We start from the raw sequence: 12,066 nt of genomic DNA on the forward strand, positions 1-12,066 counted from the left end.
ATAGTATGTATTGCTGTACCGCCTATCATACTTGTCTTTTTCCACCCTGTCAAGAAAAATTCACAAAGTCTGTATCTCCCCTATTAGACTGTACCGTTTTTTTCAGTTTTGGAGCTATAGAAAAACAAAACCGGGGCTGTGCAATAATACCTACCCCCAAAAGAAAAACGACTTGCGAGTTCAAAAGAGTTCGCAAGCCGTTTTTCTTGTTCTTTATAACCTTATCCCACTAAACTTCCTCAGTCAGTCCTGCGGACTGACAGCCCCTCCACGCTTGGATGGGCCGGTCTTAGACCCCTACGAGTCATGTACTAAACGAGTATAGCAAAGCAACATAGTTCGTAAATACCTGCACTACCCAAATCTATTACTTGACTAGTAGCGGCATAGATTGCTTCCTGCAAGCGTGTAGAAAGTGTCGCCGCAGGCGACGATAGAAGTTTCATTATTTCACAGCCCCATTTCTTCCAACTGCCGCTTAGTTTTCTTTGGCAGCTTTCTTTTCTTTTGCGCCGTGCTTATCCTTGTGTTTGTCTTCATGCTTTTCTTCATGCTTTTCTGCGTGTTTTTCGGCGTGTTTATCAGCGTGTTTATCTTCATGCTTATCGGCATGTTTGTCTTCGTGTTTACCTTCGTGCTTATCGACATGCTTAGCTTCGTGTTTATCCTTGTGCTTTTCTTCGTGCTTCTCTGCGTGTTTTTCGGCGTGCTTATCCGCCTTTTTCTCCTGGTGCTGCTTTTCCTTCAGCTCGGCCTTGGCTGCCGCCCGCAGGTCCTTTTCCTCATGCCCCTGATGTTCATGGTGACCGCAGCCGTGACCGTCTTCTCCATGGTCATGCTTATGGCCGCAGCCATGACCTTCTTCATGACCGTGATGATGGCCGCAGCCCCCTGGAACGTCGGTGAGCTTGCCTTCCAACAGCTGCTGCACGGCCGCTGCCACATCGCCTTGGGCCCCTGCGTAAATCTGAATGCCCAGTTGGGTCAGGCCCGTTCTGGCACCTTCTCCCATGCCGCCGCAGATTACCGTATCCACGCCCTGCTCCTTCAGAAAAGCAGCCAGGGCCCCGTGGCCATGACCCTCAGCGTCCAAAAGCCGCTGATCCGTAATCTTCCCCTCTTCCACCGTTACCAGTTTAAATTGGGTGCTTTTGCCAAAATGCTGAAAAATTTGTCCTTCTGCAAAAGGAATTGCAATTTTCATATTTTCTGCCTTCTTTCTCAAAAGAAAACCTCTGCCGTGTACACAGCACGTCCGTTACTTCAAATGGTAGCACATTTTGGGCAAAAAGTCGAAACAATTCAAATTACAAGCACCCTTAGGAGAAATATTTTTCGATACCGTTGGCAATAGCTTTGGCCAGTTTATCCCGGAAGCTCCGGGAATTCAGTTCCCGCTCCTCCCGGCGATTGGTCATGAACAGCATTTCCACAAGGGTGGCCGGCATGGAGCTATGTTTCATCACGTAGAAACCAGCCTGCCGCACCCCCAGGTTTTCGTGGTGCCCCAGCTTCATAAATTCGCGCTGGATGCAGCTGGCAATTTTCTGGTCATACCAGGTCTTGGGATAATAATAGCTGGAAAAGCCCTGCACGCTCCGGTTGGTACTGGCATTGCAGTGGATGCTCACAAACAGGTCAGAATGGTATTTTTCTCCCACGTCCACCCGAGCCTGCAATTCCTGTCGGTCCGTAGCATTGGGACCGTACACATCTACGTCCCGTGTGCGGGTCATATGGACAATGGCCCCTTTGTCCTCCAGCAACTCCTTGACCTTGAGTCCCACCGGCAGGGTGACCTGTTTTTCCGTAAGGCCCGTATCCAAGCCATGGGTTCCCGGGTCCGTTCCGCCGTGGCCAGGATCCAAGGTAATGATTTTTCCCTTAATGCCGCCCCGGGTTCGGTACCCGTTGACCGCCTTTTCTCCAGGTCCTGCCACAATATCAAAGACCATTCGCCCCGGCCGGCCTGCTTCCGCATTGGCCTTTAGGTAAAACCCATGGACACTCTTTTTGTCCGGCTCCCGCTTCATAATGACGTGCAAAAGGGTCCGACGGCTCTCACTTTCCACCCGTACCCGCCGGATGTAGGGGGTATTTTTGGGGTAATAGGTATCCGGCCTGGCTCCGGCAAGCTGACCCTCCACAGAAATGGTAATCTCCTCATCGTCCAGGTCCACATCGTAGTCCAAAGGACGGCCGGTATCTAATACAATGCGCAGTCTCTCCTGGGGAACTACGCCATACGTAATCGCTTGAATACGGGGTGCCGCCTGTACCCTGCCCATTCCCAGAAGCAGCAGCAGACAGATTCCCCAAATCGATAAGATTCTTCGCAGCAAGGGTATCCTCCTCCAGCTTGTATCTTTATGCGAATCATTCGCATTTACTATTAATTTCTACACTACCATATTTTCCAGCTCCCTGTCAAACCGCGACAGTTCGCCTTCCCTCCTGTTTTCCAAAATTGATACAAAGAAAACGTTTGTATTTTAGCAATTTGGTGAACTTGTCAAATTATCCCCGCAGGCAGGCTATTTCTGCTTTTTACAGCTTTCTGGGGATATGGTACAATAGTTCAGGCGCAGCCTTGGGCTGCCTGAGTGAAAATTTCTCCAGAAAGGCAGGTCCCTCCATGTACAAATGGCTGCTTCGCAGTTTGACCCTGGGTATGCTGGCCTTTATCTGGGGCCATTCCCTGATGAACGCTTCCGCCTCAGCCTCAGAAAGCGAAACGGTTCTCCACTGGACCTTGTCCCTGGGGAGTTTTCTCCCCGGACTGGCCTATTTGAACATCTACGCCATCCGGAAGTTGGCCCACCTGACCGAATTTGCCCTTTTGGGCCTGCTGCTGCGGCTTACAGGCGGCACCTTTCAGCCCCCCAGAGGCCCCCGTTGGGCTTTTTTCTGCGGCGCTCTTGCCGCAGCCCTGGATGAAACCCTTCAGCTTCTGTCCCCAGGCCGCAGCGCCCAGGTCAGCGACGTTCTTTTGGACAGCCTGGGCGTCCTTGCCGCCATTTTATTCTACAAACTGCTGCAGCGGCTCAAAGGCCCTGCTGCAAGGAGGAAAACACATGACAACTAAAACTACGGCAGCCGCTGCCGACGAACTGATAGAGGTTCTGGTGCAGATGGGCTACCCCGCCGAATTCGGCCAGCTGCTGGCCGCCCAGCTGGGCACGGAAAACACCATCACCCGGCTCACCCAGTATCTGATTCACGTCCAGCCCAGCAGTGCTGAAGAAATTGCCGATGAAATGCTGGCCATTTGCGAAGAACGGGACAAATGGGTAGAAAAGAAGAAAAACGAATATTACAACCAGCAGGTCAATGCCTGGCTGAACCGGGACCGGTAAGCAGCCCGTTTCCAGCTACATAAAAAAGGATCTTTCTTTGTCAGCAGACAGAGGAAGATCCCTTTTTTTACCCTTTTTAGTTGCGATTCCAAGTTTTGGGGTAGAACAGGATCAGCATGGGAAGCAGCTCCAATCTGCCTGCCAGCATATCAAAAATCAACACCAATTTGGAAAAAGGCGCATAAGCGCTGAAGTTCTGGGTAGGTCCCACACCGGCCAGCCCAGGGCCGATATTGTTCAAGGTGGCGGCCACCGCCGTAAAGTTGGTTTCAAAATCAAAATTATCCAGACTGACCAGCAGCACGGAAATGCCAAAAATCAGACAGTAGGTTACCAGAAAAATATAAATGGAGTTCAATACTTTGCTGTCCACCACTTTGCCATCCATCCGAATCCGCTGGATTCCGTGAGGATGAATCAGCTGTTCCATTTCCAAATGAATGGATTTGAAAATCAGCACAATCCGGCTGACCTTCACACCGCCGCCAGTGGAACCGGCGCAGGCTCCCACAATCATCAGCAGCACCAGGATGCATTTGGCAAAGCTGGGCCACAGGTCAAAATCCACCGTGCTAAAACCCGTAGTGGTCATAATGCTGGCCACCTGAAAAAAGGCAGCCCGCAGGGCTTCTTCCAACGTAGAGAAATAGCTGTGGATCTGCCAGGTCACCAGGAGTCCCGCAGCTGCAACAATGGAAAGATAGGCCCGTACTTCTTCCAGGCGGAAGGCTTCCTTGGCCTTCCGAATGAGCATCAGGTAATAGTAGCTGAAGTTGACCCCAAAAGCAATCATAAAAATGGTAATAATCCACTGTTGAAGGGGCGTATAGTCGGCGCAGCTGCTGTTGACAATGCCAAAGCCGCCGGTGCCGGCAGTGCCAAAGGTAATGCACAGGTTATGGAACCAGTTCATCCCCGTAAGGGCCAGAAGGCAAATCATAAGTAAGGTCATGCCCAGGTAGATTCGGTATAGCACGATGGCCGTGTTTCTCACCCGGGGTACAAACTTGGAAACGTCCGGTCCGGGACTTTCAGCCTTCATCAGATTCATTTGGGTGCCGCCGGTACTGGAAGGCACCAGCATCAGGATAAAGACCAGCACCCCCATGCCCCTATCCAGTGGGAAAAGCTCCGCCAAAAAAGCGAAGTATGGGACAGGGCCTCCACATCCGGCAGGATGGAAGAGCCGGTAGTGGTAAAGCCGGAAACAATCTCAAACAGGGCATCCAGATAACTGGGAATCTCTCCCGTCAATACAAAGGGCAAAGCCCCATATAAAGAAAGGATTACCCAGGAAAGGCCTACCGCCACAAAACCTTCTCGTTGGTAAATGGTCCGGTTTTCCACCTTCCGGCGTCTGGCCGTATAGCCCAGAACCATGGCAATGAGAGAAAGTGCAAAATAGACCATTCCCTGGTCTTCATGGTAGATCAGGGAAATAATGCAGGGCAGGAGCATAATCATCCCCTCGGTGGCGAGGATCCAGGACAGCACCTGTCCAATGACAGGATAATTCATGATAAGATGCTCCTTTGCTAGGCCAAAATGTTATAGATATCATGGAAGCCCAGGTGGACGGTCACTACAATGACTGTATCCCCCACATGGAATTCATCTTGGCCGCCAGGAATAATCAGACGCCCGTTGCGTACAATACCGGCAATCAGGACCCCTTCCTTGATTTTCATATCCACCAGCTTTTGGCCAATAATCATGGACTCCTTGTCAATCAAAAATTCCAAGGCCTCTACCCGCCCGTTCATCAGCCGATACAAGGTTTCCACGTTGGATTCCATGCTGTTGCCGGCGGCCCGGACGTATTGGACAATCTGCTGGGCTGTAAGTTTTTTAGGGTTTACCACGCTGTCCAACTGCAAGCCTTCGATAACGTCCCCGAAGTCCACGTGATTCACCTTGGTTACCACTTTTCCTTCCATCTGCTTCAAGGCATACATGGAAAGGATGGCATTGACTTCGTCCATACCGGTACAGGCTACAAAGCCGTCCATATTCTCAATATGTTCTTCTTTTAACAACTCTTCTTCGGTGCCGTCCCCGCAGTCCACGGTAACCCCCGGCAGGCCTTCCACCAATTCTTCACAGCGGTCCATATCCTTTTCAATGATTTTCACATTGATCCGGTTGTCCCGAAGGATTTTGGACAGGTAATAGGTGATATCCCCGCCGCCTACAATCATCACGTCCTTGCACTTGTTGGTGCGCACGCCGATTTTCTTGAAGAATTCCTGGGCGTCCGCCGGCATGGCAATGATGGTCAGAATATCCCCGGCCTGGATTACCGTATCCCCATGGGGGACCATAATCTTATTGTTCCGCTCGATAATGCACACCAATAGATTGGTGGTAAGAGGAGCCAAAGCCTTCAGGGATTTGCCCAAAAGGGGAGAATTGCGCGGGACCCTAAAACGCAGCATATCAATGCGATCCTTGGCAAAGCTAAAGATTTCAATAGCTTGGGGAAAATTCAGCAGCCGGGCAATTTCCTTAGCAGCTTCCAGTTCCGGATTGATGGTCATGGACAGATTCAGCCCCCGCTGAAGGAAATGGCGCTCCGCCGAATAATGGGGACTCCGTACCCGGGCAATGGTATGGCATCGGGTATTGTTCAGTTTGGCAATGACGCAGGTTAACAGGTTGACTTCATCGCTTTCGGTTACGGCAATCAGCATATCCGCGTGTTCTAAATCCGCCTGGCTCAGCACCGTAAAGCTGGAACCGTTCCCCACGATTCCCATGACATCGTAATTGGTAGAAATATTACGAATCAAGCTGGCATTGGTATCGATTACCGTTACATTATTATTCTCTTGAATCAGCTGGGTGGTGATGGTTCGCCCAACTTTTCCGCACCCCACAACAATAATCTGCATTTTCGCTAAACTCCTACTTTTCTTGTTATGAAAATAACTATACACTACCTCTATAAAAAAAGCTAGAGAATATTAGGCTATTAATGTAACAAAGTTTATAAATCTATGTTAGCTAGTCATGAATCCGGCCTTCCAGCAGCTGGCCCAGAAGAACCCCGGCCATACCGGTAAGCCATTGGAAGGGCAAAAACGCAGCCAGGACCGGCGGTAGCATGGCAGGCGGCAGCTGGAGCACCAACAATTGGCCCAGGCTAAGACACAGGCCCAGGACCAGGCTTTTCACCGCCGGAGCCCAAAACAGGGTCCAGCGCAAACTCTTTCTGCGCCCTGTCAGCTCCACATAAATCCCGTTGCCCAAAAAAATCACTGGAATCAAAAAGGGCTGAATATGCCCCTGAAAAAAAGCAATCACCGGCAGCGCCAGCGCAGTGACCCAGGCAAGCTGGGAGGAGGTATACCGGCTGCTGAGAAACAGTACCGTATTGACCAGCGTCCCTATCAGCAAAGTCAAGACCGGCACCGGCAGGGGCAGTACCAGCCGCAGCTGCTGGGAAAGTGCCCCTACTGCCAACAGCAGGGCTCCCCGCACCAATAGTTTCACTTCCACAAAACCGTCTCCCTTCTTGCAAGAATCTGAGAAAAATCAGCGAAAAAGAAAATACTCCGTAAGAAACCAGAAAAACCTCTTGTTCTTCTTTCCGGAGATACTTATAATGATTAAGTTAGCATAAATTTCCTGGTTTTGCCTGGTTTGCAGGCACCGGGAGTAAGCCTGGAGGTTTTCGTGAGAAAGCGCAATCCCATATTTGATAATCTGCGGGGCATCTGTATGCTGGGGGTCATTGCCATCCACGTAGGCAGTATGGCCGTCAGTGCGGAAGCTGCCACCCCGTTTTTGGTTCTGATCACCAATATTCTGAGCCGCTACAGCGTGCCCACCTTTTTTTTCATTTCGGGCTACGGGCTATTTTACACCCATCCCCTGGAAGAACCCTTTTCCTATGGCCGCTTCCTTCAGAAAAGGCTAAAAAGCATAGCCCTCCCCTATGTGGTTACCTCTCTATTATACATCTGTTATTACAGTTTTACTTCACAAAATCCTAACCTATTGCTGCCAGAGAATGTTTTGTTCTGTCTTTTCTTTGGCACCGGCGTCTACCACATCTATTTCCTGGTGATTCTGCTCTGGTTCTACATCCTGTTCCCCCTGTGGCGAGGGATGATGCGGGTTCTGGAAAAAATGGGCCTGAAGCTGGGCATGGCTATTTTGTTTGTTTTACAGGTGGCCCTGTACCAATTCAGCTTTGTGTTCTGGTCCTATCCGGACTGGATTGCAGACAATCCCGTGCTGCTGAACCTGTGCCAATACCGGCTGAACTACTTTCCGTTTTTCTATCTGTTCGTATTCATGCTGGGCGGGGTCATTGCCCGGCACTACGGCGCCTTTGACAGACTGCTGACCCGGCATAAGCTGCCCATAGCCCTGTTCTTTGGGCTCAGCGCCAGCTTTAATACCTGGCTGTTCTACCGCTGGACCAACCTGTGGGGCATGCCCTATGAAGATACGGTCAATTACCTGCAGCAGCTAAGCCTGCCTGGCCTGGTGTTCACCCTTGCCTGTATCCTGTTCTTCAGCCTGCTGCTGAAACAGGGCTGGTATCCCTGTAAAACCGCCCTGCGGAAAATGTCCGACCGTTCCTTCCTGATTTATCTGGTCCACCCCTTCTTCATCGACCAACTGGAACTGGTAACGAACAAACTGTTTGGCTCCCTGGAACACGTTTCCATTGCCCTATTCTATGTAATTATCTTGTTCATCTCTTACCTGTTCGCCGTGCTTTGGCACCGGCTGCGCAGCTCCAAGGCCAAGGCAGCCTGAGCTTTCTCAAAGACAAACCCCATCCGACCCGATCGGATGGGGTTTTCTGCAGCCTGAAAGGTTCCAGGTTTATTTTACGTTGATTTTCCCAGCATACACGGAACCCGTAGCTACATCCAGGGTTACCACGTCACCGGTCTTCACAGCATCCATGACGCCGGAAGCCCCTACAATAACAGGGATACCATAGTTGATGCCGATAATGGCCGCAGGAGAAGTAAAACCGCCTTCTTCTGCAATAATGCCGCCAGCCTGGGCTGCCGTGGTACCCATTTCGTTTTCCAGGGCGGCCACTGCCAGGATCATGCTCGGGCGGAAGTTTTCCAGGTCGGACTTGGTCCGGACCTTGCAAATGGTGCCTGTAGCAGCACGCTTGCCAATGCCTTGGCCCTGCACCAGCTTATGGCCAACGTGGATTACTTGGATCAGGTTGGTGCTGCCCACCTTGCCCACGTTCATGCCGGCCGTTACCACCACAGAATCCCCTTTGTGCAGCAGGTCTGCATCCAGAGCCCGTTCAATGGAGGTTTCAATCAGGGAATCCGTGCTGGTTCTGTTGTCCCCCATCAGCGGCGTAACGCCCCAATAGAGGGTCATCCGGCGCAGGCTGGCAGGAACCGGTGACACGGCTACCACCGTTGCTTTGGGCCGGTATTTGGCCACCAGCCGGGCGGTATAGCCGGACTCGGTAATGGACAAAATGGCGTTGGCTTCCAGTTCCGTAGCAATCTGCACGGTAGCATGGCTGATGGCATCCGTCATCTGTACATGGGCGCCAATACCCTTATGCTGGAACAAGGTCACATAATCGAAAGCCTGCTCCGTCCGGGTAGCAATCCGGGCCATGGTCTGCACCGCTTCCAAAGGATACGCCCCAGAGGCTGTTTCCCCGCTGAGCATAATAGCGTCGGTACCGTCAAAGATGGAGTTGGCCACATCGTTGGCTTCTGCCCTGGTAGCCCGGTAGTTGGTAATCATGCTTTCCAGCATCTGGGTAGCTGTAACCACCGGCTTCCCCAGCTGGTTGCACTTGGCAATAATCTGTTTTTGGACAATGGGCACATCTTCCATGGGAATCTCTACCCCCAGATCCCCCCGGGCCACCATAACACCGTCGGCCACCTGGAGAATCTCATCGATGTTGTCCACGCCTTCCTGGTTTTCAATCTTGGCAATAATCCCCATGGAGGAGCCAATCCGTTCCAGCAGACGGCGGATTTCCATAACGTCCCGGGCATTGCGCACAAAGGATGCCGCCACATAGTCCATGCCCTGCTGGGCAGCGAAGGTAATGTCGTCTTCGTCCTGTTTGGACATAAAGGGCAGCTTCAGGAAAGCCCCAGGCACTGCCACCCGTTTCCGGGAGGAGATTTCCCCACCGTTGATGACGATGGTATCAATTTCCTTGTCGGTGGTGGATTGGACTTCCAGGGACAGTTTCCCATCATTCAAGAGGATTTTATCCCCTTTGCGGACTTCCGAAGGCAGGCCGGCATAATTTACATGGGCCTTTTCTGCCGTTCCTTCTACCTCGTCCACCGTCAGCGTAAAGTGGCTGCCAGGCACTAGCGTGGTCTTATCCCCCTTGAAAAGACCCAGCCGCATTTCAGGCCCCTTGGTATCGGCTACATAGCCAATGACCTTTCCCGTTTCCTTCACAGCTTCCTTTAACAGATTCAGGCGGGTTTCGCATTCACTGTGGGAGCCATGGGAAAAGTTGAAACGGGCCAGGTCCATCCCTGCCCGAATCATTTTGACCAGCAGGTCCTTTTTGTCCGTAGCTGGTCCCAGGGTGCAGATAATTTTTGTCTTTTTCATATTGATCCCCTTCTAAAAATAGCCCGGGCTGAAACAGCCCGGACTATTGGATTTCCATATGGAATTAGGATTCTTTGAAAGCTTTGATCTTTGCAGTCAGCAGAGGCAGAATCTTCAAAGCATCGCCAACGATACCATACCGAGAGATTTGGAACATAGGAGCGTCCGGATCCTTGTTGATGCAAATGATGGTATCGGATTTGCTCATACCAGCTTTATGCTGTACGGAACCGGAGATACCGCAGGCGAAGTAAATCTTCGGGGTAACGGTTTTACCGGATTGGCCTACTTGACGCGGATGTTCAATGAAGCCTTCATCTACTGCAGCACGGGAACCGCCTACAGCGCCGCCCAGTACATGAGCCAGGTCTTGCAGCAGAACGAAGTTTTCTTTGGCTTTCATGCCGCGGCCGCCGGAAGCAATGTATTCTGCATCGTCGATGGCCATTTCGCCTTCAACCACAACAGGGTCTTTTCTGATGACTCTGACGCGGTCTTCTACATGGTTCTTCAGGGTGTAGTTGATAACTTCGCCTTTGCGGGAAGCATCGGGAGCCAGAGCCTTGAAGGTCTTAGGACGAACGGTACCCATTTGCGGAGTATGTTCTTTGCACAGGATGGTAGCCATGATGTTACCACCAGCAGCAGGACGGGTCCAATGAACCAGGCCGTTTTCTTCTACATCCAGGATGGTGCAGTCAGCGCACAGACCAGTGTTCATACGGGCAGCAACGCGGGGACCCAGGTCACGGCCGTCGTTGGTAGCGCCGATCAGAACAGCGGAAGGATGGTATTCAGCAATCAGTTCGCAGAAAGCGTTGGTGTACAGGTCGGTGGAATATTCCTTCAGGGAAGGATCTTCTACTACGTATACCAGGTCAGCGCCTTGGGCAATCAGATGTTGAGGAATGTCATTTGCTTTATCGGTGATCAAAACAGCAGCCAGTTTTTGGTTGCATTTGTCAGCCAAAGTTCTGCCTTCACCCAGCAGTTCGTTTACTACATGAACGGGTTTGCCATCATAATGTTCAACGTAAACCCATAAATCTTTTTCGTTGCCGGTCTTCAGACCTTTCGTGTTAGCCATTTATTTCAAACCTCATTTCGTAATAATCTTGTCTTCAACCAGTTTTGCAACCAGTTTATCTACAGCTTCTGCAGGATCTTCATCGGTGAAGATTTCGCCGTGAACCTGGGTAACTTTCGGAGTAAAGCTCTTCATTACCTGGGTCGGGGAACCGGGTTTACCAATAATGTCCAGAGGAATCTGCAAATCAGCAGCGGTATATACGGGAACTTCAGTCTTTCTGGCTTTCAGTTTGCCTTTGATGCTGGCAAAACGCAGGTCTTTGCTGCGCATTACAGTAACTACGCAAGGCATCTTCATAGCCAAGGTTTGGGAAGTGTATTCGTTATCTCTGTCAACGATTACTTCATCGCCGTCAACCTTAACTTTCAAAGCGCCGGTAACTTGCGGAAGGTCTAAGTGCTCTGCAATTTCAGGGCCAACCTGAGCGGTATCACCATCGATAGCCTGACGGCCGCACAGGATCAGATCAGGAATGCCAAAATGTTTAATGGTGTTAGCCATAGCAGCACTGGTGGCCAGGGTATCTGCACCGCCGAAAGCTCTGTCACTGATCAGTTTGGCATCATCAGCGCCAACTGCCAGGCAGTCCTTCAAAACAGCTTCTGCATGAGGAGGTCCCATGGTAACAACCGTTACCTTAGCACCCATTTCATCTTTCAGTTCCAAAGCCGTTTCCAGAGCGTACTGGTCATACGGGTTCATGATATTTGTTACACCATCTCTAACGAGGTTGTTGGTAACCGGGTCAATTCTCATTTCTGCGGTATCCGGCACCTGTTTTACACATACAACGATGTTCATTACAAAGCGACCTCCTAAAAATCTTTATTGTTCAAAACCACACATTTCACATTGTAGCACGTGTTTTCCCCTGTTGCAAGAGATTGCTAATCCCTTGCAAAAGATTCTTCTTATTTCCCACTTTTTCACAAATGTTAAATTTCCTCCTGGAAGCTTCCTTTTTCGCCGGATTTTGGCATTCTTTTTCCTGGTCATGGGGTTTCTGTAACAGAAATATCTACAGAATTGTAG

At 50.8% G+C, this 12,066-nt stretch carries 10 protein-coding genes and 1 pseudogene; 3 read left to right on the forward strand and 8 right to left on the reverse strand.

Translation table 11 applies throughout. The features are described from left to right. Positions 1 to 478: 478 nt before the first annotated feature. Both LKE88_RS04815 and LKE88_RS04820 read right to left on the reverse strand, forming a co-directional pair. The gene (locus LKE88_RS04815) at positions 479 to 1,204 is read right to left on the reverse strand and encodes a NifB/NifX family molybdenum-iron cluster-binding protein (RefSeq protein WP_200820219.1); all 726 of its coding nucleotides are present in this window, start codon (positions 1,202 to 1,204) and stop codon (positions 479 to 481) included. 115 nt (positions 1,205 to 1,319) lie between these two features. Then, positions 1,320 to 2,342, reverse strand: a complete 1,023-nt coding sequence (locus LKE88_RS04820; RefSeq protein ID WP_231085906.1) for an N-acetylmuramoyl-L-alanine amidase family protein — start codon at positions 2,340 to 2,342, stop codon at positions 1,320 to 1,322. A 293-nt stretch (positions 2,343 to 2,635) separates the two neighbouring features. Between LKE88_RS04820 and LKE88_RS04825 the strand changes: the two genes are divergently transcribed. Together LKE88_RS04825 and LKE88_RS04830 are read left to right on the forward strand one after the other, a co-directional pair. After that, positions 2,636 to 3,085 carry a VanZ family protein gene (locus LKE88_RS04825; protein ID WP_105327181.1) on the forward strand — a complete coding sequence of 150 codons (450 nt, stop codon included), beginning with the start codon at positions 2,636 to 2,638 and terminating at the stop codon, positions 3,083 to 3,085. Next, complete coding sequence (locus LKE88_RS04830) at positions 3,075 to 3,356, forward strand: hypothetical protein (RefSeq protein ID WP_105327180.1); 282 nt, start codon at positions 3,075 to 3,077, stop codon at positions 3,354 to 3,356. The genes LKE88_RS04825 and LKE88_RS04830 overlap by 11 nt, the downstream gene beginning before the upstream one ends. Positions 3,357 to 3,432: 76 nt before the next feature. Here LKE88_RS04830 and LKE88_RS04835 read toward each other — a convergent pair. From LKE88_RS04835 to LKE88_RS04850, 3 genes and pseudogenes are all read right to left on the reverse strand, one after another. Beyond that, positions 3,433 to 4,874 (reverse strand): annotated as a pseudogene (locus tag LKE88_RS04835) (TrkH family potassium uptake protein). 17 nt (positions 4,875 to 4,891) lie between these two features. Further along, positions 4,892 to 6,247 (reverse strand): Trk system potassium transporter TrkA, encoded by a 1,356-nt coding sequence (trkA, locus tag LKE88_RS04845; protein WP_105327178.1) that lies wholly within the window; start codon positions 6,245 to 6,247, stop codon positions 4,892 to 4,894. Positions 6,248 to 6,359: 112 nt separating this feature from the next. Beyond that, the gene (locus LKE88_RS04850; protein WP_105327176.1) at positions 6,360 to 6,854 is read right to left on the reverse strand and encodes a hypothetical protein; all 495 of its coding nucleotides are present in this window, start codon (positions 6,852 to 6,854) and stop codon (positions 6,360 to 6,362) included. A 177-nt stretch (positions 6,855 to 7,031) separates the two neighbouring features. Between LKE88_RS04850 and LKE88_RS04855 the strand changes: the two genes are divergently transcribed. Further along, positions 7,032 to 8,126, forward strand: coding sequence for an acyltransferase (locus tag LKE88_RS04855; RefSeq protein WP_105327175.1), 1,095 nt, complete (start codon positions 7,032 to 7,034; stop codon positions 8,124 to 8,126). 69 nt (positions 8,127 to 8,195) lie between these two features. Here the strand turns inward: LKE88_RS04855 and pyk are convergent, their stop codons facing one another. The 3 genes from pyk to LKE88_RS04870 all read right to left on the reverse strand — a co-directional run bounded on the left by pyk (position 8,196) and on the right by LKE88_RS04870 (position 11,835). Next, on the reverse strand, positions 8,196 to 9,944 hold the full coding sequence (gene pyk, locus LKE88_RS04860) for a pyruvate kinase (RefSeq protein ID WP_105327174.1): 1,749 nt from the start codon (positions 9,942 to 9,944) through the stop codon (positions 8,196 to 8,198). A 64-nt stretch (positions 9,945 to 10,008) separates the two neighbouring features. Next, a complete protein-coding gene (locus LKE88_RS04865; protein WP_105327173.1) occupies positions 10,009 to 11,031 on the reverse strand; it encodes an electron transfer flavoprotein subunit alpha/FixB family protein in 1,023 nt (340 codons plus the stop codon). Positions 11,032 to 11,043: 12 nt separating this feature from the next. Next, entirely contained in the window at positions 11,044 to 11,835 is a 792-nt protein-coding gene (locus LKE88_RS04870; protein ID WP_105327172.1) for an electron transfer flavoprotein subunit beta/FixA family protein, read from the reverse strand. Between the last annotated feature and the right edge of the window lie 231 nt (positions 11,836 to 12,066).

The sequence above is a fragment of the Acidaminococcus hominis genome, from assembly GCF_022484025.1.
In the GTDB taxonomy this organism is placed as follows: Bacteria; Bacillota; Negativicutes; order Acidaminococcales; family Acidaminococcaceae; genus Acidaminococcus; species Acidaminococcus hominis.

Excerpts from the sequence above, each read along its gene's own strand:
- LKE88_RS04815 (WP_200820219.1), bottom strand. The coding sequence starts at position 1,204 with ATGAAAATTGCAATTCCTTTTGCAGAAGGACAAATTTTTCAGCATTTT.
- LKE88_RS04825 (WP_105327181.1), top strand. The coding sequence starts at position 2,636 with ATGTACAAATGGCTGCTTCGCAGTTTGACCCTGGGTATGCTGGCCTTT.
- LKE88_RS04830 (WP_105327180.1), top strand. The coding sequence starts at position 3,075 with ATGACAACTAAAACTACGGCAGCCGCTGCCGACGAACTGATAGAGGTT.
- trkA (WP_105327178.1), bottom strand. The coding sequence starts at position 6,247 with ATGCAGATTATTGTTGTGGGGTGCGGAAAAGTTGGGCGAACCATCACC.
- pyk (WP_105327174.1), bottom strand. The coding sequence starts at position 9,944 with ATGAAAAAGACAAAAATTATCTGCACCCTGGGACCAGCTACGGACAAA.
- LKE88_RS04865 (WP_105327173.1), bottom strand. The coding sequence starts at position 11,031 with ATGGCTAACACGAAAGGTCTGAAGACCGGCAACGAAAAAGATTTATGG.
- LKE88_RS04870 (WP_105327172.1), bottom strand. The coding sequence starts at position 11,835 with ATGAACATCGTTGTATGTGTAAAACAGGTGCCGGATACCGCAGAAATG.